At 32.6% G+C, this 25,986-nt stretch carries 23 protein-coding genes and 1 other RNA gene; 6 read left to right on the top strand and 18 right to left on the bottom strand.

All coding sequences use genetic code 11. The annotated features are described in order from the left end of the window. Window positions 1–34: 34 nt before the first annotated feature. Complete coding sequence (gene glyA / locus CELAL_RS18310) at window positions 35–1,312, top strand: serine hydroxymethyltransferase (RefSeq protein WP_013552382.1); 1,278 nt, start codon at window positions 35–37, stop codon at window positions 1,310–1,312. Window positions 1,313–1,469: 157 nt separating this feature from the next. On the opposite strand, the gene CELAL_RS18315 is transcribed toward glyA, so the two are convergent. The 9 genes from CELAL_RS18315 to CELAL_RS18350 form a co-directional block, all read right to left on the bottom strand. Continuing rightward, entirely contained in the window at window positions 1,470–2,135 is a 666-nt protein-coding gene (locus tag CELAL_RS18315; RefSeq protein ID WP_013552383.1) for a hypothetical protein, read from the bottom strand. Window positions 2,136–2,285: 150 nt separating this feature from the next. After that, on the bottom strand, window positions 2,286–2,957 hold the full coding sequence (locus CELAL_RS18320) for a response regulator (protein WP_013552384.1): 672 nt from the start codon (window positions 2,955–2,957) through the stop codon (window positions 2,286–2,288). 17 nt (window positions 2,958–2,974) lie between these two features. Further along, window positions 2,975–5,017, bottom strand: a complete 2,043-nt coding sequence (locus tag CELAL_RS18325; RefSeq protein WP_169311411.1) for a tetratricopeptide repeat-containing sensor histidine kinase — start codon at window positions 5,015–5,017, stop codon at window positions 2,975–2,977. 133 nt (window positions 5,018–5,150) lie between these two features. Continuing rightward, window positions 5,151–5,303: a hypothetical protein gene (locus CELAL_RS22415; protein ID WP_013552386.1), complete on the bottom strand. Its 153-nt coding sequence runs from the start codon at window positions 5,301–5,303 to the stop codon at window positions 5,151–5,153. A 137-nt stretch (window positions 5,304–5,440) separates the two neighbouring features. Further along, a complete protein-coding gene (locus tag CELAL_RS18330; protein WP_013552387.1) occupies window positions 5,441–6,175 on the bottom strand; it encodes a LytR/AlgR family response regulator transcription factor in 735 nt (244 codons plus the stop codon). Window positions 6,176–6,307: 132 nt separating this feature from the next. Beyond that, window positions 6,308–7,201: an IS1595-like element ISCal1 family transposase gene (locus CELAL_RS18335; protein ID WP_013548995.1), complete on the bottom strand. Its 894-nt coding sequence runs from the start codon at window positions 7,199–7,201 to the stop codon at window positions 6,308–6,310. A 67-nt stretch (window positions 7,202–7,268) separates the two neighbouring features. Beyond that, window positions 7,269–8,783, bottom strand: coding sequence for a hypothetical protein (locus tag CELAL_RS18340; RefSeq protein WP_013552388.1), 1,515 nt, complete (start codon window positions 8,781–8,783; stop codon window positions 7,269–7,271). A gap of 9 nt (window positions 8,784–8,792) precedes the next feature. Beyond that, window positions 8,793–9,185, bottom strand: coding sequence for an acyl-CoA thioesterase (locus tag CELAL_RS18345; RefSeq protein ID WP_013552389.1), 393 nt, complete (start codon window positions 9,183–9,185; stop codon window positions 8,793–8,795). Beyond that, window positions 9,185–10,228: a glutaminyl-peptide cyclotransferase gene (locus CELAL_RS18350; protein ID WP_013552390.1), complete on the bottom strand. Its 1,044-nt coding sequence runs from the start codon at window positions 10,226–10,228 to the stop codon at window positions 9,185–9,187. The genes CELAL_RS18345 and CELAL_RS18350 overlap by 1 nt, the downstream gene beginning before the upstream one ends. A gap of 161 nt (window positions 10,229–10,389) precedes the next feature. On the opposite strand from CELAL_RS18350, the gene ffs reads away from it, so the two are divergent. From ffs to fsa, 3 genes are all read left to right on the top strand, one after another. Next, window positions 10,390–10,488, top strand: an RNA gene (gene ffs, locus CELAL_RS21730) — signal recognition particle sRNA small type. A 76-nt stretch (window positions 10,489–10,564) separates the two neighbouring features. Then, complete coding sequence (locus tag CELAL_RS18355) at window positions 10,565–11,374, top strand: SDR family oxidoreductase (RefSeq protein WP_013552391.1); 810 nt, start codon at window positions 10,565–10,567, stop codon at window positions 11,372–11,374. A 46-nt stretch (window positions 11,375–11,420) separates the two neighbouring features. Then, window positions 11,421–12,074: a fructose-6-phosphate aldolase gene (gene fsa, locus CELAL_RS18360; protein WP_013552392.1), complete on the top strand. Its 654-nt coding sequence runs from the start codon at window positions 11,421–11,423 to the stop codon at window positions 12,072–12,074. Window positions 12,075–12,418: 344 nt separating this feature from the next. Here the strand turns inward: fsa and CELAL_RS18365 are convergent, their stop codons facing one another. Continuing rightward, window positions 12,419–13,798: a transaldolase gene (locus tag CELAL_RS18365; RefSeq protein ID WP_013552393.1), complete on the bottom strand. Its 1,380-nt coding sequence runs from the start codon at window positions 13,796–13,798 to the stop codon at window positions 12,419–12,421. A 170-nt stretch (window positions 13,799–13,968) separates the two neighbouring features. Here CELAL_RS18365 and CELAL_RS18370 point away from each other — a divergent pair, with 170 nt between their 5' ends. Continuing rightward, on the top strand, window positions 13,969–15,597 hold the full coding sequence (locus tag CELAL_RS18370; protein ID WP_013552394.1) for an ABC-F family ATP-binding cassette domain-containing protein: 1,629 nt from the start codon (window positions 13,969–13,971) through the stop codon (window positions 15,595–15,597). Window positions 15,598–15,670: 73 nt separating this feature from the next. Here CELAL_RS18370 and leuB read toward each other — a convergent pair whose 3' ends face one another. The 5 genes from leuB to leuC form a co-directional block, all read right to left on the bottom strand. Next, the gene (gene leuB, locus CELAL_RS18375; RefSeq protein ID WP_013552395.1) at window positions 15,671–16,726 is read right to left on the bottom strand and encodes a 3-isopropylmalate dehydrogenase; all 1,056 of its coding nucleotides are present in this window, start codon (window positions 16,724–16,726) and stop codon (window positions 15,671–15,673) included. Window positions 16,727–16,860: 134 nt separating this feature from the next. Beyond that, window positions 16,861–18,378, bottom strand: a complete 1,518-nt coding sequence (locus tag CELAL_RS18380; RefSeq protein WP_013552396.1) for an alpha-isopropylmalate synthase regulatory domain-containing protein — start codon at window positions 18,376–18,378, stop codon at window positions 16,861–16,863. A 54-nt stretch (window positions 18,379–18,432) separates the two neighbouring features. Continuing rightward, a complete protein-coding gene (leuD, locus tag CELAL_RS18385) occupies window positions 18,433–19,029 on the bottom strand; it encodes a 3-isopropylmalate dehydratase small subunit (protein ID WP_013552397.1) in 597 nt (198 codons plus the stop codon). A 43-nt stretch (window positions 19,030–19,072) separates the two neighbouring features. Beyond that, entirely contained in the window at window positions 19,073–19,420 is a 348-nt protein-coding gene (locus CELAL_RS18390; RefSeq protein ID WP_013552398.1) for a four helix bundle protein, read from the bottom strand. Between the two features lie 28 nt (window positions 19,421–19,448). Then, window positions 19,449–20,855, bottom strand: a complete 1,407-nt coding sequence (gene leuC, locus CELAL_RS18395; RefSeq protein ID WP_013552399.1) for a 3-isopropylmalate dehydratase large subunit — start codon at window positions 20,853–20,855, stop codon at window positions 19,449–19,451. Window positions 20,856–21,230: 375 nt separating this feature from the next. On the opposite strand from leuC, the gene CELAL_RS18400 reads away from it, so the two are divergent. Beyond that, a complete protein-coding gene (locus CELAL_RS18400; protein ID WP_013552400.1) occupies window positions 21,231–22,283 on the top strand; it encodes a DUF4138 domain-containing protein in 1,053 nt (350 codons plus the stop codon). A gap of 43 nt (window positions 22,284–22,326) precedes the next feature. Here CELAL_RS18400 and CELAL_RS21660 read toward each other — a convergent pair whose 3' ends face one another. The 3 genes from CELAL_RS21660 to CELAL_RS18415 all read right to left on the bottom strand — a co-directional run bounded on the left by CELAL_RS21660 (window position 22,327) and on the right by CELAL_RS18415 (window position 25,984). Continuing rightward, the gene (locus CELAL_RS21660) at window positions 22,327–23,415 is read right to left on the bottom strand and encodes a TPM domain-containing protein (RefSeq protein ID WP_052304020.1); all 1,089 of its coding nucleotides are present in this window, start codon (window positions 23,413–23,415) and stop codon (window positions 22,327–22,329) included. A 485-nt stretch (window positions 23,416–23,900) separates the two neighbouring features. Beyond that, window positions 23,901–25,055, bottom strand: a complete 1,155-nt coding sequence (locus CELAL_RS18410) for a TPM domain-containing protein (RefSeq protein ID WP_245529703.1) — start codon at window positions 25,053–25,055, stop codon at window positions 23,901–23,903. Further along, the gene (locus tag CELAL_RS18415) at window positions 25,049–25,984 is read right to left on the bottom strand and encodes a hypothetical protein (protein ID WP_013552403.1); all 936 of its coding nucleotides are present in this window, start codon (window positions 25,982–25,984) and stop codon (window positions 25,049–25,051) included. The genes CELAL_RS18410 and CELAL_RS18415 overlap by 7 nt, the downstream gene beginning before the upstream one ends. Window positions 25,985–25,986 lie beyond the last annotated feature (2 nt).

Genomic DNA, 25,986 nt, shown 5'->3' on the forward strand with positions numbered 1-25,986 from the left:
GTATTTTTGCATCTCATTTAACAGTTTATTTATTATGCAACGCGACAATCAAATTTTTGAACTAATTGCTGAAGAGAAACAGCGCCAAATTAATGGAATAGAACTTATTGCTTCTGAGAACTTTGTAAGTGATCAAGTAATGGAAGCTGCAGGTTCTGTATTAACCAATAAATATGCTGAAGGCTATCCAGGAAAACGGTATTATGGTGGTTGTGAGGTTGTAGATGTTGTGGAGCAAATTGCAATTGACAGAGCTAAACAATTATTTGGTGCAGCCTATGCAAATGTGCAACCACATTCTGGTTCACAAGCTAATGCATCTGTTTACCATGCGTGTTTAAAACCTGGGGATACTATTTTAGGATTTGACCTTTCTCACGGAGGGCACTTAACACATGGATCACCTGTAAATTTTTCAGGTAGAATATACAACCCTGTATTTTACGGTGTTGAAAAAGAAACTGGAGTTTTAAATTATGATAAAATTCAGGAAATAGCAGAAAAAGAACAACCAAAAATGATTATTGCTGGTGCTTCTGCATATTCTAGAGATATAGATTTTGAACGTTTTAGAGTAATTGCAGATAGTGTTGGTGCACTTTTATTAGCTGATATCTCTCACCCTTCTGGCTTAATAGCTAAAGGAATTTTAAATGACCCAATTCCTCATTGTCATATTGTTACGACAACAACACATAAAACATTAAGAGGACCTAGAGGTGGACTAATATTAATGGGGAAAGATTTTGACAATCCTTTCGGAATTAAATTAAAAAATGGTACGCTTAGAAAAATGTCTGCTTTATTAGATTTAGCGGTATTTCCTGGAAATCAAGGAGGACCTTTAGAACACATCATTGCAGCTAAAGCTATTGCTTTTGGTGAAGCATTAACAGATGAATATTTGACATATATTTTACAAGTGAAGAAAAATGCTGATGCTATGGCTAAGGCATTCATTAAAAAAGGATATGAAATTATTTCTGGAGGAACAGATAATCATATGATGTTAATTGATCTGAGAAATAAAGACATTACGGGTAAAGATGCAGAAAACACTTTAGTTAAAGCAGATATTACCGCAAATAAAAATATGGTTCCTTTTGATGATAAATCACCATTTATAACTTCAGGAATTCGTTTTGGTACAGCTGCAATTACAACCAGAGGCTTAAAAGAAGATGATATGTCTACAATTGTTGACTTTATAGATGAAGTACTAATGAATGCTGATAATGAGGATGTTATAGAAGAAGTAAGAACTAAAGTAAATGAATTGATGAGTCATAGAGAACTTTTCTATGCTTGTTAATTAAAAATTAATATACTTATATTCAAAAAGCCATTAAAAATTAATTTAATGGCTTTTCTCTTAGGTTTCAAACTAAAAAACACTAGTCCCCGAAAATCTTGTTATTTATAAATATACTACAGCGTATATTTCAACAACTTGACTTAAGCCCTAGGTATTACTCTAACATGGTTAATTTACCATATATAATTTCTTTTGATTGAGAGTCATAAATCTCACTATCTACGATGCTATCAAAATATAAGCCCCAAAAACCATTATAGTTCTTTTGGTCTATTTCTTTAGTATTACAATTCAATAACGTTTTTTTATTTAAAAAATTACTTTTCTCTAAAACAGGAATATGTATTTCATAAGGTAGTTGTGATAAACCTTTAGTGTAATAAATATAGTTTTTATGTAATTCTAAAATAAGCTTATCAATTTCTAATGGAATGCTATTTTCAAAAATCCTATAAATTATTATAGTACAATCCTCAAAAATTAAGTTCAATTCCTTAATATCAAAAGTATTTCTTGATGCATTACGCAATTTTTCAAGAGCTGTAAAAAAGAAATGACCATCTTCATTTTTAAGCATTAAATCATGCCCCTCTAATTTACCTTCGGCTAGAATAGAAAGTCCTTGTTTGATATTAAAATTAAAGTTGATGTCTAGAACCAAATCATTTTTTGTTACAGAAGTATCTTCACTAACGATAGATACATTACAAAAAAAATATTTTTCAATTTTCAACATAAAGGCATCTAAACCAAGAATTTTATTCTCCTCGGATCCGAAAGCCAGTATTTTTTTTCGAGGTTTATTATTTTTAGACGACATTTTTCTCTTTATAAGCTATAAAACAAAATTAGTTTATAATCTGAAGCTTAGACTGCACGAAAACCTTTGACTTTCAAAGGTTTTCGTTTAGGAAAATATAATTATTTGATTGTAAGTGATTTATAATGCTAAAATTTTATTTTTTAGAGGTTAAATAAATCCTTTTTCTTTAGCAGAGGCGATTAAGGCATTGTCATTTTCATTTTCAACGCTAAAAATCTCTTTAATTTGACGCTTTCTATTTTCAATAGCACTAATAGATAGTGGTACGTATTCTACCATATCTTTAGTACGTGTACCTATAGATAAATAATATAAAATCTTAATGTCTGTATCGTCTAAATGTATATTAGTCGACATTTTATTTCGAATAGCAATCAATGCTTTTTTTGTATAATAAGGGGGAGAAGTAAGGACAGTTTCTACCATTTCTTTTAATACAAACTCATTGATTTCTGTTTTAACCATGTATCCTTCAGGATTTACAGTTCTTAGGATGCTATTAATTCTATAGTTATCACTAAAAGAAGATAGAAATACAATCTTAGAAGAAGGTGCAATATTACGTGCGATAACGCCTAAATCTTGACCTGTACTAGGTACACCATCAACTACTGGAGATAACTGTATATCTAATAGAATTAAATCATATAAATTATTACTAGTTACCGAAAGTTCAATTTTTTCTTTTCCTTCTTTAAAGGTTGTTGCCATGTCCATTTCAACAACAAAGTCATCAAATTCAGCATCTTCAAGAATATATTTGTATCCTATCATCGTCATTTGATGATCATCTACGGCTAAGATTTTTAGGGTCTTCATTTAATTACTATTTTAAGCTATGCTATTTTATCAATTTCATTTTGGTACGGAATCTTTAAAACTAATTTTGTTCCGGAACCCATAACACTGTCCACAACTAATGAACCATTTAATTTTTTCAATCTAGAAGAAATATTACGGAATCCAATTCCTTTTTTAGATCTTTTACTATCAAAACCTTTGCCATTATCTTCTATAGTAACCATTAACGAACTATCTACTACATCAAAATTAACGAAAATAGTACTTGCTTCCGCATGTTTGATACAGTTTTGAATACTTTCTTGAACAATTCTATATAGATTAATTTTTAAAGTACTATCAAGGCTATCCCAGTCCAGATCTGTATTGAATTTAAAGGAGTATTTAAGTGTCTCTGATCCTGTTTGAAACGTTTTTATCAAAGATTTAATAGCTTCCATAAAGTTTTGCATTTTTTGAAAAGCGGCCTCATTTAGCTCATGAGAAATACTTCTAATCTCTTCTGATAAATCTGCTAACTGTGTTATAACTTCGGCTCTCTGGGCTATAGATGTCTCGTCCTGCCTTTTATTAAGACCGAGTAAAACCAGTCGTATTCCTAAAATTTTATTTAAGAACCCATCATGTAATTCTTGTGAAATGCGTTCTTGTTCTATTTTTTTTCCTTCATCAAATTTACTTTGCTGTACTAATAACAGATTAAATATTTCAAGATTACTCTCTTGCTGTTGCTGTTTAAAACGAAGATTGTTATTCTTTATCCGTTGTATTACAATAATTAATATAGCTACAATACCAATTAAACCTAGTACAGCTAGTGCGCTCCATAAGCGTTTTTCTCGGGTTAATAATACATTTTGTTTTGCTAGAAGTTCATTACGTTCTATAAATTCATCTGTTTGAAAACGTATACGAGCAAATTTATCTCGTAATTTTCGTTCATCTTCTTGTAGCTTTTTATCAATAACAAAGTATTCTTGTGCGTAGGTAGATGCATTTTTTTTATCTACTAATGTTAAGAAATTTAGCGTTCTAAGTAAGCTTTCAAAATTTTCTGCTTTCTCAGAAAACACCAATGCAATTTTGGCCATTTTCACAGCTTTTATCGTGTCTTTTTTGTAAGCTAAATATTGTGCATAGTGACCTGTGGAAGTGGCTTCGCTAAAGATATTATTGTATTCTTTGGTTATTTCTAGAGCTGCTAAATACTGAGGTTCTAAGTCTTCTGTACTAAATTGCTTTTTTTTGGCATTGGCCAAGTTAACCATCGCTTTTGCTAAGAATTCAGGATTTGTAGCTCTTAAATTTTCAAAATTAACTACTTTTTCAAAACTATTTTCGGCTTCTCTATATTGGTTTAACAACATATTAGAGACACCGATGTTGTTAGTGATATAAACTCTATTAATAGACACGTCTTCCGGTATAGAATCTAAATAACTACTAGCTTTTTGATAATATTGAATCGCCTTTTCGATGTCTCCTAAAGAATGGGTGATAGATCCTAAACTATTATAGCTATTAGACATTCCTAAAAAATTTTTAGACTTTTTAAAAATTTCTAAAGCTTTAATTGTGGTTTGCTCAGCACCTGCATAGTCCCCTAATTTTCGTTGAATAGTACTAATCGAATTAAAGAGGAAAGCCATTTTCTTTTGATTCTTCAGTTTTGAATATATCGTTAATGCTTCATTATAATAATAATAGGTACTATCTATTAATTTAGTGTTCTCTAAATAGATCCCCAGATCCCAGTACGCTTCTGCCATGGCCACAGAATCTTTTTGTTTTTTGGCTAATTCAATCGTTTCTTTGTTAATTGTTCTGAAAAAGATAGAATCTTTTAACTGAATGGAATTATAAGATAAGTTAGTTAAATGTTTTAATTTGATGGAATCTGTGCGAAGTAGGTTAACTTTATAAAAAGCTTCTTGGATTATTTTCTTTCTTTCTTCAAGATTAAGGTTGGTATCTGAGCTACTATTTACGAGGGTAAATAAAGAATCTTGAATAATTTCAGTACTACTATTTTCTTGTGTTGAAGAATCATTTTTAGTGCAAGAAAAAAGAAAGAGCACTAAAAGTATATATATAGGTGTCTTAAAGTATATAAATTTGCTTGTTTGCATTTAAATAATTGAGCGTACAAGATAAAAAAAAGCTTTAAATAAATGATTTATTTAAAGCTTCAATTATTGGTAATTGCATAACTTAATTTCCTTTTGTGGTAACATGTCCACAATCATCACAGGCAATTGGTGAGTTTACATACAATTGATCTTCATCTTGACTAGCTTCAGATGTACAAGAAAACATCCCTAAACTTAAAACTACTACTGCGAATACTGCTACTAATTTTTTCATACTATCTTTGATTTAAATTGGTTATCTAATTTGAAATCAAAAGTATAGCGCAACTATATTTTTTATAGTATCCTGAAATTTGTTGAAGTAAACAGGCTTATTCCGTGAGTATTCACCTATATTTTGTAAGAATTTACTTAATTTAAAGCGTTAATTGTCGTTTTGGTTAGTATTTTCTTTACTTCATCTATATTTGACTTGTAAGATTTAGAGAAGGGGAGTGTGGTGTTATTATTCTTTATAGTACAGATTGATTTACCATAGTTAATTCTAGAAATATAATCGGTGTTGAGAATATAGCTTTGATGAATCCTTATAAAATTACTGGGCAGTCTATCTTCAAATGTTTTTAAAGTTTTAAAAGCACTAATAATAGTACCGTCATTTAAAAAAACATCTGTGGTGTTATTGTCTGCTTTTAAATAAAGAATTTCACTTGTATTTATATACCGGTAATCTTTGTAAGATTTTAAGCATAGTGTTGTATTTATACACTCGTTTTTTAAATCTCTTTTCTGTAATTTTAATACCGATTTTCGAATATCAAATTCATTCAAGGGTTGCAACCAGTAATCAAAAAATCCATTTTTAATTGCTTTATAGGCATAATCTTTACTCTTTGAAATGCCAATAAATACAGGGATATATTTTAAATATTGGTGTAATTCCATCACCATCATAAAACAAGCTTCTGCCTTATCATTTAAATTTATAAAAACAATCTCGGGTAATTCTTTCAGGATAATATTCAATCCTTCTGAACAATTTTCAGCTACCCCTGCACAGTTAAACTCTTTAAAGTTTACTAACTGAGTTCTAAGTGTATGGCTAAACGTATTGTCGGAATTTATAATGGTATAATTGTATTCCATGAAATTGAATTTGTTCGCAAATTACTATATGTTACGAACAACAGACTGCACGAAAACCTTTGACTTTCAAGGGTTTTGGTTCTAAAACAGCAGAAAAACAATGCGATTTAATAAAATTTTAGAGGTCAGTAGTTAATTACTTATTAATTCAGCTTGATTGATTTTATCATTATTGACCATTTTAACAATAAGATTATTGAATATTGTAGCTTTACTTTGAGATCTGTTTATTCTAAAACAAAATTCATTGAAATATCTATTTAAATTATTGTCACTAACCCAAGAATAAGTTGTTCTTATCCAAGATTTAACCTGATGTATCATTGTATGAAGCGCTTTAAAATTTAACCCTCCATTACTTTCTATTTGTGTGATGTCGTAAGCCTTTGCAATAGGACTATAGCCTCTCCATTTATCTGTAGTAATCTTTGCGTTTCGGCTGATATGGTTGACAAAAATATATTGTAAGGATTGTGCTGAAAAATCATCTATTTTCATAGCATACATTCTTTTTACCTTTCCATCTTCTGTAAGCTGAACAGCTGTAACCGCCTTCTTTTTCTTAGCATTGTAGCTTCTGCCAACTTTTGTTTCTTCTCTGCCCCCTAAAACAAATTCATCTACATGAACAACTCCGTCCATAGGATTATTCCCACTCGAAGACATAGCTTCTCTGACCTTAAGCATAAAAAGTCTAGCTGTTTTTTCTGTTACTCCGTAACGTACTCCCATATAACTTGCAGATAAGCTTTTCGTGCTTGTAGCCATCTCAAAACAAATAAAAAATGCTTTGCGAACACCAAACTTTACCTTGTGAAATAATGTATCTGCTGTTGCGGATTCTGTATGTCTACAAATATTACATTGCCTAGAGAAATCAGCACGTGTTTGACAGGCTATATGATTGCATCTAGAACATTTAAAAGGGGTTTTAGACTTAATATTTGCTAAATATTCTTTGCAATCATTGTCCGTTTTGAAGCAATCAGAGAACTCTAGAAGATTTTGACCCTTGAAAATATCCATAATTTAATATATTTACTGAGTATCAAGATACGAAGTTAGCTACTGACCTCTATAAAATTTATCTACTTTATTTAAAAGTATACTGATACGCTCCAATATCGGGAGCTGTAGTACGATCTACTTCATTTATAGCTAAGGGAACTTGATTAGCTATGGTGGCATCTCCCTTGCCAAGAGCAAATGAACTAGATTTTAATGAGAAATTATTTGTGGTAGGACTTACAAATTCAGAAGCCTCATTAAAAAAGACATTGGTGTAGCGGTTACTATTCTGAAAATCATATAAGGGATTAGCTACAAAGCGCTCTTTGTTTATTTTTAAGATACAGTTGGTTAAACTAAATTTTAAAGAATCTGTACTGCTATCAAAATTTAATAAAGATAATTCTGTAGTGCTATTTCCATCAATAATACAATTTCCTAAACTAGCAAAACTTGTTTCGTTCTCTTCGTTTGTTATTTGTAATGCATATCCAGAACTACTGCCACTTGACCAGTAGTTAGCAATAGTTGCATGCGTAAGTTGCATAGTTCCTCCTGTCATAAGTACAGAAGAAGCACCCGAGTTTGCCAGAACTACATTTTCTGCATTTATAAAAGCTCCTTTAACCCATAAATTAATAGAAGAACTATTGTAAACTTGAGTGTTTTTTAGCGTTAAATTTAGAGTGGTATTCGTGTGATCTCCGTTGACTACTAATCCTATGTTTGCATTTTTAACCGTCAGATAATTTATATGGTTGCCAAGACTACGAGCATTAAACCAAATGGTACCCCATTGTCCAGCTGTCGTAGCATACTCAGGTTCTAATCGGTCTCCCTCAAAAATGACTTCATTTTCTAGTGCTATAGAGTCCTTGCTTTTCTGCCCCTCTATATGGAGGTTACTATTTTCCTGAATATATAAGCCAGAATTTTCATGAAAAAATACTCTTGATCCTGCAGCAATAGTCAGTGTTTTGTTTTTTGGTACCGTTGCATACCCATAGATAACATAAGCTTTTTCATTTGTAAAATTCAATTGATCATCACTCAATTCAAAACTAGCTACTTTTATTTCTTCTCCATTACGGTCTGTACCTAGTACTAAATTTTCTTCATGACCTGCCGCTGGGAATAGAAATATAGCGTCTTTGACAAGGGTGACTACGGGAACTTTCTGTTCGTATATACCTGTATCAAAACGTAAGGCATCTATGTATAAAAATTCATTTTGGTTGGTTGCGGCACTATCAAATGTAGCTTCTATAAAGATATATAAGCTATCCTTTGCCAAAAGAGGTACATTCAAAAATTCAGTTCCAGCTTGCCCATCTACATTTATGCGGTAAGCACTCTCTAATCCGTTTTCTAGTGTTATAGATGGAATTTGAAGGTCTTTATTGCTTCTATTATATACTTTTAATGAATAGGTACTGCTCCCTATATTTGCAAAAACAGTATCTAGATAGACTGTGTCTTTAGAAAAAGATAGATTTCCAGTAGTGTTTTCGTAATCAAAATCTTTTCGGCAAGAACTCCATAATAGAATTAGAACAAAAAGTGTTAGAAAATAGAAAATACGAAACTGGATGGTTTTCATAAATATGATTTACTTGAAAATTGCAATAATAGCCTCAGAAACTCTGATTGGTCTATTACTTTTAGTATCTAATAGAACCCATTCTGTTTTCGATTTTAAAAGTAATTGCTTAGATTCTTTATCATGCATTTCTACCACACGAACAGACAGCGCTCCTTTAGATTCTTTTATGTACGTTTTTATCTCAATACTATCATTAAGAAAAGCGGCTTTTTTATATTCAATATAATGGCTTTTTACCACCCATATGCACTGTTCTAAAAGCTCTATTGGTGCTTTTTCTTGCCAATGTTCTTTAGCTATATCCTGAATCCACTGTACATAACGTACATTATTTACATGATTCAAATCGTCTAAATCATCTGCTGTAACCTGTATCGTTTTATGAAAAGATTTTGGCATTATTTTTTAATTATTTTTACTTCAAATAATTTATCCCAATTTTTTCCAGTAACAAAAAAAGTCCCTCTTTTAGGGTTATAAGCAACACCATTTAAAACATCTAAATCTGCATGCTTTGTTACTTTATCTTTTAAACCTCCAAAGTTTATTACACCAATTATTGCACCACTAACAGCATCAATAATCATCATGCTCTCTTTTTGCCATACATTGGCATATATGAGTCCGTCTACATATTCTAACTCATTTGTTTTATTAAATATAGATTTATTCGTTACGGTTTCTATGTGATCCTCTTCTACCAATGTTTCAGGATTAAGCAACCATATTTTTTCACTTCCATCGCTCTTATACAATCGTTCTCCATCATTAGTAAGACCCCAACCTTCTTTACTAGCTCCATATTTAAAGCTATCAATTTTTTCTAAAGTATTTACATCATATATAAAACCTAAACCGCTTTGCCAAGTAAGCATGTAAATTTTATCATTCAATATGGTAAGTCCTTCCCCAAAATACTGCTTATCTAAATCTGCCTGCTTAAAAACCTTACCTGTTTTAAAATCTAATTTTCGTAAAAATGATTGTCCTTTCCTACCTGTACTTTCATAAAGTGTATCCTTATAAAATTCTAAGCCTTGGGTAAATGCTTTTTGGTCATGAGGATATTCATTAATAATTTCATAGGTATATACTTCAGGACCTTTTGCTGCTAATATTTTAATGTTTTTTTGAATATTACCTGTCTTACCCTCGTATGCTATGGTAGCGGTAATGGTTTTTTCGCCCAAATGTGGCATATCAAAAACTATTTGATCATTTTCTACCTTTAAGGGCTGGTCATTAATTGAGTACAAAATACTCTCTACTTCGAGACCTTTTTTATTTTTCAAAGAAATGCCAACAGCTTCATTTTGCTGAAATTCTGTTTTATTACCTGTCAATTGTATTTCAAATAAATCTGCAGGAACAGCATTACTGCTTCCACAAGCATTCAAAATAATGATTAATAGGAGTGAAGTAATAGAAAAAATAGATTTCATTTAGTGATTTTTAAATTTTTTTTAGGCTGTAAAGAAAAAATTAATTGTTCAAGAATTTGGCTTTCAATTAGATAGCTATAATTCTATTTACTGGCAAGGTATTTATTTAAATTTAGAATCTAAAATGATTGTGAAAAAATTAAAACATTGTATATTTGCAGCGGCAAGTCCTACGCGACCAGCTCCTGCAGAATCCCCCAGGGTGGGAACGCAGCAAGGGTATGTAGTCGTAGCGGTGCGACGTAGGTAGCTTGCCATTTTTTATTCTTCATTAATTTACTACTCCTTTTTTCTCCTTATTTATTATTCGTTTCTTTGTATCCATTAAAATTTGTTATGGAACAAAAAGTTGTTTTAATTACTGGTGGTTCATCAGGTATAGGTAAATCTATTGGTATTTTTCTTAAGTCGAAAGGTTTTAAAGTATACGGTACTACCAGAAGTAAAATTAAATATCCTGATTTTGATGCATTTGATTTATTAGAATTAGATGTAAAAAAAGAAGAGACCATAACTGCTGCCATTTTAGAATTAATAAAACGTGAGGGTAGAATTGATGTTTTAGTAAATAATGCAGGAATAGGGATTACAGGACCTATAGAAGAAACTCCTAATGCTGAAATTGTTAAAGCATTTGACACTAATTTTCATGGCCCTATCCGAATGATAAAAGCGGTATTGCCACAAATGCGAATTCAGAAATCGGGACTTGTTATTAATATTACTTCTATTGCAGGGTTTATGGGACTGCCTTACCGCGGTATTTATTCGGCCACAAAAGGAGCTTTAGAGTTAGTAACTGAAGCCATGCGCATGGAAATTAAAGATTTTGGTGTTCAAATGACTAATTTAGCTCCAGGAGATTTTGCTACGAATATTGCTTCTGGACGTTATCATGCACCCGTAATAAAAGACTCCCCCTATGAGAAACCGTATCGCACAACTTTAGATGCTATAAACAATGATGTAGATAGCGGTGGCAACCCCATGCAGGTAGCGCATAAGGTATTTGCTATTATAAATAAGGCTAATCCAAAAGTACATTATAAGGTGGGAGATTTTATGCAGAAATTTTCTCTTTTACTAAAAAATATTCTTCCAGATAAAGTGTACGAGAAATTACTCATAAACCATTATAAATTGTAGCTTTGTAACTCATAGATTTTCAATTAATAATACTAAAAATAGAAGCATGAAATTTTTTATAGATACAGCAAATCTTGCTCAAATTAAAGAAGCTCAAGAATTAGGTGTTTTAGATGGTGTTACCACAAACCCATCTTTAATGGCAAAAGAAGGCATTACAGGTAGAGATAACATCCTAAAGCACTATGTAGACATTTGCAATATTGTTGATGGTGATGTTTCTGCAGAAGTAATTGCTACCGATTATGCAGGAATGGTTAAAGAAGGTGAAGAGCTTGCTGAATTACACGAACAAATCGTGGTAAAATTACCAATGATTAAAGAAGGTATTAAAGCGTGTAAGTATTTTAGCGATAAAGGGATTAGAACAAATCTAACTTTAGTATTCTCTCCTGGTCAAGCTTTATTGGCTGCAAAAGCAGGTGCTACTTATGTTTCTCCTTTCATCGGTCGTCTAGATGATATTTCTACAGATGGTTTAAACCTTATTGCAGAAATTCGTTTAATTTATGACAACTATGGTTATGAAACTCAAATTTTAGCCGCTTCTGTTAGACACACAATGCATGTTATTGATTGTGCTAAATTAGGTGCAGATGTAATGACCGGTCCTTTATCTTCTATTGAAGGTTTATTAAAGCACCCACTTACTGATATTGGCCTAGCTAAATTCTTAGAAGATTACAAAAAAGGAAACTAATTAATAGTACTCCTTATAGCATAAGAAAGCCGCTAAACAATGTTTAGCGGCTTTCTGCTTTCTTATTCTAAATATATTGAGTACATCTTCTTATAAGCTAAAGGATGCTAGCATCTCTTTTAATATGAAAACGAGATAGTTACTTCTTTTTTAATTGCGGGTAAAGAGTCCTTTAAAAATGTAGAATTTTAATGTACAGCATATTACTAAAATTAAAGAAATAGATTATGCTCCAAAAGCATAAATAACGTAGTGAACAGACTATTCATTATGTCTTAAAGCTAACTAGGGGAGGGTTAGCAGTTTTTTTTGTACCCTAAAGTTCTATAGTCACTACAAAGTTATTACAGCGCATACATATCTTTATAAGCGTCTACAATAATCCCGTCTGTAACCAAAATAGCTTTATTAAGACCATCAATAATTAAGGTTGCTCTTAATTTTTTATCTTCTTCTGATCTGTATTGATTTTTAAAACCAATACCTGAAGTACCAATCATACTTTTCCAATTTTCATCTAATTCGCTAAGGCTAATTCCTATAAATTTAGTTTCAGGATAAATTTTCTCAAGCTTAGATACTTGTCGGGTAATATTTTCAAAATGCCTAGGATTATTAACGGTCCAGAAATAAAAGATTACATTTTCTTTGCCTTCTGCCAAAGAAGTTAATGAAACAGAATTGCCAACACTATCAATAACATTTACAAGAGGCAATTCATGATTAGGTTGCATTTTTATAACACTCTCATATAAGCTATGTATTTCTGCTATATGATCATTGTTATTAGATAGTTTATGAAAATTTTCTAAAAAAAGCTTATTGTTTTCCACATTATCATGAACCTTTAGGAAGTAGGTCATTGCAACATTTCTAAATAAATTATCTCTTAATTTCTTCTCTTTAACGATACTGTCTATTAACTTTAATTTATGCTGATTAAAATGTAATTGATCTTTTATAACTCTTCCTCCATCAGAGCAATCTTCCGAACAATGTGTAAAAGCAACATTGTCAAAATGACGCTTCATATAATCATAATAAGGGGTATAAAATGTCAGATCCTTATCATCAAAATTTAAATCGTCACGATAGTCATAAAATTCATCAGAAATATCTGTTACTAAATTGTCTCTGTTCTTTTTTAAGTGTTTAAAAGGATATTTTTCTTTATTAATATAAGCACTATAATCTATACTGGCTTTCGCCATTTCTATAGACTTAGGGGTTAATTCAATATCTTTACGTAACTCTTCTAAAAGTGAAATTTTAGTCTCTCGAAGGGAATCTATTTTTGCAGAAAAAATTTCAGGACTCAAATTAAAATAAGAGTTCACAGCTTTTTCTTCTTCTTCCGTATTAAGAAAGACTTCAATTAAAAAGTTATTAATTTCTTCTCCTTTACCCGAAAATACTAAAGATTCATCAAAATATATGGTATTTAAACGTACTAATAAACTGTCTCCCTTAGATAAATATACATATTGATATTGAGGAGCATGTCTAAAATTATATAAGCCTTCTTCTAGATTTTTTAGCTTAATAGAAAATCTATTATGCATATCTAACTGGGCAGAATCTACAACAACATCATCTTTATATAAGATTACAGTTTGACTCGTAGGATTAATAATTTCTCCAGCAAAAATAGTAGGGGAGTCTTTATCATCTGAAAAACAAGCAGTTAAACTCAACAATAAGAGACAAAAAGAATATTTATACATATATATCAACAATTCTTAGGGAAGCGAATTTAATAAACACCATATGTATATGCTGTTAACGCACCGTTAAAATTATTATTCGATAAATTTTCCTTACTATTTCATAAGCGTTAATACTAGTTTTAAGGGTAAATTTTATCTATTTTTGCACAAATTTTAAACTACTGTATATGTTATCTGTATCCAATTTATCGGTACAATTTGGAAAAAGAGTTCTTTTTGATGATGTGAATATTTCTTTCACTCAGGGGAACTGTTATGGTGTTATTGGTGCCAATGGCGCAGGGAAATCTACATTATTAAGAATTATGGCGGGTCAAATAGACCCAACTTCTGGCCATGTTTCTCTAGAGCCTACAAAACGTATGTCTATTCTGGAGCAGAACCACAATGAATATGATGCTATTACTGTTTTAGAAACTGTAGTGATGGGTAACAAGCCTTTAGCTGCAATTAAAACAGAAATGGATGCCTTATATGCTGATTATGATGATAAAAATGCAGATCGAATAGGGGAGCTTCAGGTTCAGTTTGAAGAAATGAACGGTTGGAATGCAGATAGTGATGCTGCAGCCTTATTATCTAACCTAGGGATTGATGCAGATTTGCATTATACCAATATGGGCGATATGGATTCTAAACTTAAAGTTAGGGTTTTATTAGCACAAGCTCTTTTTGGTAATCCTGATGTGTTGATTATGGATGAACCTACCAATGATTTGGATTATGAAACGATTAGTTGGTTAGAACATTTCTTAGCTAATTATGAAAATACCGTAATCGTTGTTTCGCATGACCGTCACTTTTTAGATTCTGTTTGTACGCATATTGCCGATATTGATTTTGGAAAACTTAATCTATATTCTGGTAACTACACCTTCTGGTATGAAAGTAGCCAGTTAGCTGCAAGACAACGTGCACAACAAAATAAAAAGTCTGAAGAGAAAGCTAAAGAATTACAAGAATTTATTATGCGTTTTAGTGCTAACGTTGCAAAAAGTAAGCAAGCAACATCACGTAAAAAAATGCTTTCTAAATTAAAGATAGACGATATTAAACCTTCTAGCCGAAGGTATCCTGCGATTATATTTGAACGTGAAAGAGAGGCTGGAGATCAGATTTTAAATGTAGAAAAACTATCTGCAACTTCTGAAGACGGAGATTTATTATTTAAAGATGTAAATATTAACCTTGCAAAAGGAGATAAAGTAGCGGTATTCTCTAAAGACTCTAGAGCAACAACCGCTTTTTATGAAATAATAAACGGTAATAGATTGCCAGGTAGTGGAGAATTCCAATGGGGAATTACTACAAACCAGTCTTATTTACCTGCAGACAACCATTCTTTTTTTGAAAGCAGCGATAGTTTAGTAGATTGGTTAAGACAGTATGCGACTACGGAGGAAGAACGTGAAGAAGTTTATGTTCGTGGTTTCTTAGGAAAAATGTTGTTTAGTGGTGAAGAGGCCCTAAAAAAATGTTCTGTTTTATCTGGTGGTGAAAAGGTACGTTGTATGTTGAGTAGAATGATGATGATTCGTGCTAATGTTCTTATGTTAGATGAACCAACAAACCATTTAGACCTTGAAAGTATTACGGCGTTCAACAATTCACTGAAGAATTTTAAAGGAACTATTTTACTTACGACGCATGATCATGAATTTGCACAAACGGTAGCGAATAGAATAATTGAACTAACACCAAGTGGAGCAATTGACCGTTACTTGTCATTTGATGACTATATGTCTGATAAAAGTATTAAGGAACAAAGAGCTAAAATGTATGCTGTAAAGGCATAAAGAAGTTTTTAATCCTAAAAGAAAAGCCTCTGAAAACTAATTCAGAGGCTTTTTTATTATTTAAAAGTTGGGCCTAGATGTTTTTAGCTAACCAATCTCCAACTTCACTCGTTTTATACGCTTTTTTATCTTCAGATAAATCTTCTGTTACAATACCTTCCGCAAGAGATTTATTTACTACATCTCTAATATCTTGTGCTTCTTGTGTTAATCCAAAATCTTCAAACATCATAGCAGCAGAAAGTACTGTTGCTAATGGGTTTGCAATATCTTTTCCTGCAGCCTGTGGGTATGAACCATGAATTGGCTCGTATAACCTTGCTTTTTCACCTACAGATGCCGATGGCATTAAGCCCATAGACCCAGAAATTACAGATGCTTCATCGGTAAGAATGTCTCCGAATAAATTTTCTGTAATCATCACATCATATGAATTTGGCCATTGTACCAAACGCATAGCAACAGCATCTACAAACTCATAAGACACTGTAACTTCCGGATAGTCTTTTTCCATTGCTTGTACGGTTTCTCTCCAAAGCCTTGAAGATTCTAATACGTTAGCTTTATCTACACAACATAATTTCTTGCTACGTGTCATCGCTAATTCAAAACCTTTCTTAGCTAAGCGGGTAACTTCAGCACGCGTATATGTACAGGTATCAAAAGCCGTATTTCCATTGTCTTTACGACCTCTTTCACCAAAGTAAATTCCACCTGTTAATTCCCGTAGAATTATTAAATCTGTTCCTTCAATACGTTCTCTTTTTAAAGGCGATTTATCAATTAAAGAAGGAAAGGTAAAGGTTGGTCTTACATTAGCAAACAACCCAAGTTTCTGACGCATTTTAAGCAATCCTTGTTCAGGACGAACTTTAGCAGAAGGATCATTATCATATTTAGGGTGCCCAATAGCACCAAATAATACTGCATCTGCAGCCACACAAACAGCATGTGTACTATCTGGATAAGGTTCTCCACAATCATCAATTGCAGCTGCACCGGTTAAAGCTGGCGTCCAACTTAAATCATGACCGTATTTTTTAGCGATGGCATCTGATACTTTTACTGCTTGATCTATAACTTCTGGGCCGATTCCGTCTCCAGCTAATAAGGCAATATTTAATTTCATAATTCTAGGTTACTTTAAGCTTAAGACTTAAACATTAAGTCTTAATTAATTCTATCTATTTTAAAATATATACTCCAAAAATAAAACTCCTAATCTTGAAACTCTCAAGTTTACAAATTTAAGAACAGTTCTTCTTATATAATATTCAACATTTTTTCTGTGGCTTTAATGGCCGATACGGTTTGATCAGAATCTAGGCCACGTGTAATATATTCTTTTCCTTGATTATCCCAAGTAATAATTGTTTCGCACAATGCATCAGAATTACTTCCAGGAGGGATACGAACCGCATAATCTATCAACTTAGGTAATTCTATTTGCTTTGTTTTATACACTCTTTTTAAAGCATTCATAAACGCATCAAACTGACCATCTCCTTGTGCATGTTCTTCGTATAATTCTCCTTCAATCTCTACCGAAACTGCTGCAGAAGGTTGTAAGCCTTTTGCATGTGATAATAAATAGGAAGTTATTTTTGCTTTACTTTGGTAGCCTTCGCTATCTAAAACATCAGAAATAATATAGGGTAGATCATCTTTAGTGACCCGTTCTTTCTTGTCGCCCAACTCTATAATACGTTGGGTAACTTTCTTTAATTCATCGTTGTTTAAAGTAAGCCCTAATTCTTGTAAATTCTTTTGAATATTGGCTTTACCAGATGTTTTTCCTAAAGCATATTGGCGTTTACGACCAAAGCGCTCCGGTAATAAATCATTAAAGTAAAGGTTATTTTTACTGTCTCCATCTGCATGAATCCCTGCAGTTTGTGTAAAAACATTAGCGCCAACAATAGGTTTATTAGCAGGAATACCAAAACCTGTAAATGCAGAAACCAACTTACTAACTTTATATAGCGCAGACTCCTTAACACCAGTTTCTATCTCTGGCATAAAATCATTAATAACCGCCACGACACTTGCAAGAGGTGCATTACCGGCGCGTTCTCCCATACCGTTTACAGTTAGGTGCAAGCCATGGCATCCTGCTCTAAGCGCCTCCATAACGTTGGCAACACTTAAATCATAATCATTATGGCCATGAAAATCAAAATGAAGTTCAGGATATTTGTCCACAATAGCCTTTACAAAGTCAAAGGTTTCATTATGCGTTAATACGCCTAAGGTGTCTGGCAATAAAATACGCTTCACAGGTTGCGTTGCTAAAAAGTCTAAAAACTGAAATACATAGTATTTAGAGTTCCGCATGCCATTACTCCAATCTTCAAGGTATACATTCGTTTCAATTCCATTTTGAGTAGCTAATGCAATTACCGAAGCAATTTCTTCAAAATGTTCTGTAGGCGTTTTTTTAAGTTGATGCGTTAAATGATTTAGAGATCCTTTGGTTAAAAGGTTTTGAACCTTTGCTCCAGCTTCAAGCATCCAATCTATTGAAACTCCTTTATCTACAAATGAAAGTACTTCTACTTTATTAATGTATTTATTATCTTTTGCCCAGCTTGTAATTTGTTTTACAGCAAGCAATTCGCCATCAGAAACACGAGCAGAAGCCACTTCTATGCGGTCTACCTTTAGCTCTTCTAGTAATAACTTTGCTAGACTTAATTTTTCTGAAACTGAAAACGACACTCCCGAGGTTTGTTCACCATCGCGGAGTGTAGTATCCATTATTTCAATCTTTCTTTTTTTCATTATTGAGTAAACGCTAGTGCGAATCTTTATACTTCACTAAAGAAATATAGATTCCTATAAAGGGGTGTGTTTTGCAAATTCTATGATATCTGTCTTAACATTCATTAAGTAATCAATATCATCAAAACCGTTTAACATGTTGTCTTTTTTATAGCCATTGATGTCAAAAGATTCTTTTGCTCCAGTGGCTAAAAGTGTAACCGTTTGTTCTTGTAAATTCACCTCAATTTGGGTGTTCGGATCTTTCTCTATTTCAGAAAATAGTGTGTTAGAAAAGTCTGCGCTTACTTGTACAGGTAATACCCCAATATTTAAACAGTTTCCTTTAAAAATATCAGCAAAAAAGCTAGAAATTACACAACGGAATCCATAATCATAAACGGCCCATGCTGCGTGCTCTCTAGACGATCCTGAACCAAAGTTACGACCGCCAACTAATATTTTCCCTGAATAAGTACTATCGTTCAGTACAAAATCTGCCTTTGGAGAATCATCAGTATTATAACGCCAATCTCTAAAAAGATTATCGCCGAACCCTTTACGCTCTGTTGCTTTTAAAAAACGAGCAGGTATTATTTGATCTGTATCTACGTTCTCTATCGCTAAAGGAACCGCAGTACTTGTTAATATTTCGAATTTATCGTATGCCATTATATTTGTTGCTTTACGTAAGACGCTGAACGCCGCACGCTTATTATATTTTATTAATTAGGTTGTTAAGACAGCGTTTAACTCTATTCACATTTTCATTTACCTTGTCAAAATCATTTTGATTTATAATTCCTAAATCTTTCACTAGAAATAAAAAATATTCTAATTCAGTTGCAGAACCTCTGGTAATAGTTAAATATCGTTTAAACTCTTGGTCTGTTTCTCTACCACAACCTTCTACAATATTAGAAGGTATTGAATATGATGCTCTGCGCATTTGGCTTGTAAGAGAATAAATTTCTTCTTTAGGAAAAACTGATGTTAGCTTATAAATCATACTACTAATTTTATGACCTAATTCCCAAACTTTATATTTTTTATAATCTCTTATTTAAGCGGTCTGCGCAAAGCAGTTAGCATTAAGCCAACTGTTCCATTAATTCACGTGGATCGGTAACTTTTCCGGTAACTGCAGCAGCTGCTGCAACAAGTGGAGAAGCTAACAATGTTCTTGATCCTGGGCCTTGACGACCTTCAAAGTTTCTGTTTGATGTACTTACGGCTAATTTACCTGCAGGTACCTTATCATCATTCATAGCTAAACAAGCAGAACAACCGGGTTCTCTAAGTTCAAAACCAGCTTCGTGAATGATCGCTAACAAACCTTCTTCTTTAATAGCCGCTTCTACTTGGTGAGAACCTGGAACTAACCAAGCCGTAACATTTGGCGCTTTCTTGCGGCCTTTAATAATAGAAGCAAAAGCTCTAAAATCTTCGATACGCCCGTTGGTACAACTTCCAATAAATACGAAATCGATTGGTTTCCCGATCATGCTATCCCCTTCATTAAAAGACATATAGCCTAGAGATTTTTTATAGGTACTTACGCCACCTTCAACTTGTTCTGCTTTAGGAATATTCTTAGAAATACCCATACCCATACCTGGATTGGTACCATAAGTAATCATCGGTTCAATATCAGAAGCATCGAAACTTAATTCTTTGTCAAATTCTGCATCAGGATCTGTATGCAAGGTTTCCCAATAGGCCATTGCTTTATCCCAAGCGGCACCTGTTGGTGTAAACTCACGTCCTTTTATATACTCAAATGTTTTTTCATCAGGAGCAATCATACCACCACGAGCGCCCATTTCTATACTTAGGTTACAAACAGTCATACGCCCTTCCATGGTCATATCCTCAAATGCATCTCCTGCATATTCTACAAAATATCCTGTAGCTCCTGAAGTTGTTAATTTAGAAATAACGTATAAGGCAACATCTTTAGGCGTTACACCAAAATTAAGTTTCCCAGCTACATTAATTCTCATTTTTTTAGGCTTAGGCTGCATAATACATTGTGTAGCCAATACCATTTCTACCTCAGAAGTACCTATACCAAAAGCAATAGCGCCAAAAGCACCATGCGTAGAGGTATGCGAATCTCCACATACGATAGTTGCTCCAGGTTGTGTAATACCGTACTCAGGGCCTACAACGTGAACAATACCATTTTTTTTATGTCCAAGTCCCCAGTGAGAGATGCCATATTCTTTTGCATTCTCTTCTAGAGCTCTTAATTGATTTGCCGATAGCGGATCTGCTACAGGTAAATGTTGATTGATTGTTGGTGTGTTATGATCTGCCGTTGCAAAAGTTCGCTCTGGATGAAGTACACGAATACCTCTATTTTTAAGTCCTAAAAATGCCACAGGACTAGTAACTTCATGCACTAAATGGCGGTCTATAAACAATACATCTGGTCCGTCTTCTACATGTTTAACTACATGCGAATCCCATACTTTGTCAAATAATGTCTTTTTCATTTCTTAAATAAACTTTGAATTTTTTTGCTCCTAAAAAGAGCAATTACAAATTTAAAAAAGTATACCATCTATAGCTACCACTTGTTAGAAGAATTACGATGTTCAACAAGAATTTACTGCAAATTAATTCTTACTTAAACCTAAAATTTATACTATAGCGTTAATTTGCGCAGTGCATTACATCGAATTAAATTTCATTTAGACTTTTTACGCTAACATTCAACGAGTATATTTTTTATACTCTAAAGCTTTAGCTACTTTTGCCGTCCCAGATTGTAGGAAATAAGTGCCATAAGGCATGATTTTTGTAAACCAACAATTACGAAAAGTACCCTTTAAAGGTTCACTTATTTTTTTACGCTAATTACTAACATTATGATTACTACATATTTGAAGTACATTTTATTTTTTTTACTTCTTTCTACTCAGATGGGATACGCTCATTCGGGGGAACCAATTTCAATAGCTTTAAATGAAGCGAATATTATAACATTTATATTTCCCAATCAGATTTTAAATGTTACAGAACCTTCTTCAGATTTTATGTTCAGTTATGAAGAACAGAGTAACTTGGGAGTTTTAAAAGCTAAAAAAACCAAACAACTTAGTAATTTAACGGTTACCACAAAAGATGGGTACATTTATTCCTTTGTTTTAGTCCCCACTAAAGATGTTACTAATTTTGTATTTGTAATGACGACATCCAACGCTATTGGAAGAATAAATGTTGGTCAAAATGGGACAACTACGCCAGTACCTTCTTCAGAAACCCCTCCGGAGGTAGCTTCTAATGCTACTATAACTGAAGGTAGTGCAACAAGTACCTCTGAATCTGTTTCTGATCCAAAACCTGCAGTCGTCACGAGTACCGCTACGACACCACAACCAGTGAATCAATTCATTACAGGAACTAATCCTAAAGGTGAGGCAGCAAACGTAAAATCAGAAGAAGGTAATACTTTGCCTATAACTGCACCAACTAAGTCCATTCATGAAATAGACTTGTATACCTCTGAGCCTCAAACCTATTATAATATTTTTTGTGAAAATATACATATTGAAAAGCCTACGATTAAAAATGTTTCTCGTAAAGTAGGGGTACTAGAAATAAGATTAAATGATATTACCCTAGACAAGAATGAGATGTATTTTAGTTTACAAATTTTGAATGAATCGGGAAAGGCTTATACTGTAAAAGACATGGAGTTTTTTGTAATGAGTAAGGGATCTAAAAAACAATTTAAAATTGAGCCTTTATATGTCTATAATTTCAGAAATGATTTAGGGGTAAATTCTGAAGTGAATGCCGTTTACGTTCTAAAAAATATTAGACTCAGCGAAAAGCAGCAGATGTTTATCATTTTGGAAGGCTTAGATCATGACCGTTATATGATGTTAGCACCCCCTAATGAAGTTGTGAATCGGTAGTAAAGATGGTACTTACTCATTTAAGCAAATAATGATTTAGCGGCTACCAACTGCCACTAGCGCCACCGCCGCCAGATCTTCCTCCTCCTCCAGCATACGAATTGGAGTTACTGTTGGAGTCTTCTTCGTTTCCTGAATCATAGGTATAACTTCGTCCAGATGAACTGTAGTGGTACCCATCACTGTTAGAATTTGAATTGACCATTCCAATTAAATCCAGTATACTTTCAATCTCTTTTCTGATAAAATAGGTGTCATTATTAGCAAGGGCAAAATTCAGTTTTAAGCCATAATACTTTACATGCATTAAGGCGAAAATTAAAGGAGTTATAAGTAGCAGTATGGGGATAGCAAGCCACTTGTAATCTTCCATTAAAAATAAAAACTGATTAGGATAGACATCAAACAATAATGCTAAAAGCGTAAAAACCATAAAAGTGAATATAATAAGGCCTAAGAAAAATAGGCGTCCAGTTTTATAAGCGAAACCAAACACTCTAGAAAAGCTAACTTTATTTGTAAATGCTCCGACTAAGGTCATCACCCAAGCATCAAAAGAAACCTTAATAAAGCATAGACTCAATACCAAGAAAGCCATAAGTACCGTAGAAAAAACATACTTGCCGAAAGTGGTTTTTAAAGAATCTTTACGCACAGCGGAAGATATATCCGTCTCCATAGTGGAAGGGGCCATAGGTTCTGTTGGTGGCGGAGTCTCATAATTTTGTCTGCTTGCTGGCTGAGCCGGACTTAATTCATGGATAAGCGAATTTATAGCGGCATCAGCACCCAAAAAGTAATTACCATTTTTAAATTCAGGAGTTAATTCATTTCTTATAATTCGCGATGCGATCACATCCGTGATTATAGGTTCTAGTCCATACCCCACTTCAATACGTACCTTTTTGTCTTCTTTAGCTATTAATAAAAGGATACCATTGTCCTTGTTTTTCTGGCCAATTTTATTGACTTCAAAAGTTTTATAGGCATAGTCTTCTATAGGTTCATTATTTAAATCTTCTATAGTGAGTATTACAAGTTGATTGGAAGTTTCCTTCTGAAATGATTTTAGTTTAATGGATAACTGTTTTAGCTCTTCTCCGTTGAAAATTTGAGCATTATCAGTCACCATCCTATCTAATACAGGATAATGATCTTGAGCTACACCAATGGTTGCTAAGAAGAGTAGGAGCGTGGTGAGTAGATTTTTAATGGAGATACGTATTAAGAGGTTAGTAGCTTGAAGTTTTTTAAAAATATCAAAAGAAATAGGTAGCTTATTTTTGTTGTTGCCTTTTTACCACATATGCCAAGTACCTGTTTTTTTATGTTAAAAATATAATAAGGCTGTCTAGACATAGCACCTGTATTTGGATTCTTAAACCAAATGGCAGGCTGTTTCTTTTATATTTTGGCTAATGTAGCTATTTTATTCTATAACTTTCTACCTAGGCCTTTTTCATATTTTAACCAACAGCATGGATGAAATAACCCTAGAACAAATAGTAATTTAAAATAGTTCATCATTATTTTAATACTTATGAATTAACAACGGTCTTGTTTATTATCGAGAATATTCATAACCGTTTTTTATCAATTTTATTTCAAAACCTTGAATTACCAGCTACCGCTAGCGCCACCACCACCAGATCTTCCGCCACCGCCGGAGAAACTTGATGAGCTACTTTTGAAATTTCCTGAACTTGAATAACTAGAGGAACTAGAGTTTGAAGATCCCCGAGCTGAATTACCAAAAATATTTGATTTGAAGGCCTCGTCGCTCGCATAAATATTTAATCTATACGATTCATTAAGACGATTTATTTTGAGCATGGAAAATACTATAGCTGGAATAAATAGGAAGCCTAAAAACACATACAACCAGTATAGATAATTTAAAAAATATTCTAATCTTTCATAATCAAAATCAATAGTAATGACAGCAATTGTTATCAAGGGGATGCAAATAAAGGCTAAATTACAAATTAGAGGGACTAAAATTTGTAGAATTTCGATTAGAAAATCTTTAGGGTTTAATTTACCGATAAAAAGACCTCTGAAAGCCTCAATAATAAATTGATAAATAAATTTAAAAATGATAGATGCAATAACTACAATTATAAGCAAAACAAGACTTATCAGAATTTTAAAAATAGGAGATAAGTTTGATTCCTGTTCGTTCTCAAGACCTTGTCCTTGGGCTTTATCTTGGTTCTTAAGAACAGTTATAATTGTTTCAATAGTATTATTAATACCCGTATAATAATTTTCCTTTCTAAATTCAGGTACTATTTGTTCTCTTATTATACGTGAGGCTAAAGCATCTGTTAAGTATTCTTCTAAACCATAACCTACTTCAATTCTAACTTTCTTATCTTCTTTAGCTATTAATAAAAGGATACCATTGTCTTTGTTTTTCTGGCCAATTTTATTGACTTCAAAAGTTTTATAGGCATAGTCTTCTATAGGTTCATTATTCAAATCTTCTATAGTGAGTATTATAAGTTGATTGGAAGTTTCAGTTTCTAGTGCCTCTAAATTAAATGATAATAACTGTACCTGTGCCTCTGTGAGAATTTGAGCATTATCAGTCACTATCCTATCTAATACTGGATAATGATCTTGAGCGACACCAATGGTTGCTAAGAAGAGTAGGAGCGTCGTGAGTAGATTTTTAATAGAGATACGTTTTAAGAGGTTAATAGCTTGAAGTTTTTTAAAAATATCAAATGAAATAGGTAGCCTTTTTTTATATTGTAGCCTTCTTACCACATATGCCAAGTACCTGTTTTTTTATGTTTGAAGATGTAATAAGGTTGATATGATTTCTCTTTTTTTGATGGATTATTAAACCAAATGGCAGGTTGTTTATTTTCTTTACGGACTAGAGTAGCAATCTTATAATTATAATAAAATCGAATTTCATAATCGTCTAAAGGTTGTAACTCCATACCTTTTTCAACAGTCAGCATGTCATCCACCGTTTTTGTTAATAATTCATTATCCGGATAAATTTGAACAAAAGCTCGATTCAAATGACGTATTAAATAATCTCTATCTTGTGTTTTATCAACTATTTTTTTTTGTTTTAACTGAAATTCTTTTAAAACTTGATCAAGCACAACTTTTTCATCTAATACTGATAAGTCTGTAGCGTATACATCTAAAACTTCAAGTTTGAAAGGTACGTTTGCTTCAAAAGTTGATTGAAAAACAAAAATTGGTAATTTATGTTCACCTACAATTGGCATTTCCCATTCCCATATAACTCTACTTTTTCCAAATTCATTTTCTATGTCCGTTATATCTGCATAACGTATTAAACGCAGTTGTATTTCAGCTTTTTCACTTATCATATCTCCTTTAGAGGGAAATACTTTTACACTTAACTTTTGCTTTCCACTTTTTAAAATATTTAAGTTCAATGGTAATTTTACAGAATACATGGGATATTGATCATAATACTCTCCACAGGATAAATCATTCACATCAATCTCATAATGACAATTCTGGTTGTTAATTTGAAGATAATACCCAGGTCTTTTTTTATTCGAGTATTTATAATCTTTATAATGGTCCGTAATTTCTGTATCTATTACTGTGTAATCTGTTGTAGTCGTCTGTGTGAAACCAATTATAGCAAATAGATTAAGTACTACGGTCATTAATATCTTTGAATTTATTCCTTTTAATAGGTGCATAA

It is taken from the genome of Cellulophaga algicola DSM 14237, assembly GCF_000186265.1.
GTDB lineage: Bacteria > Bacteroidota > Bacteroidia > Flavobacteriales > Flavobacteriaceae > Cellulophaga > Cellulophaga algicola.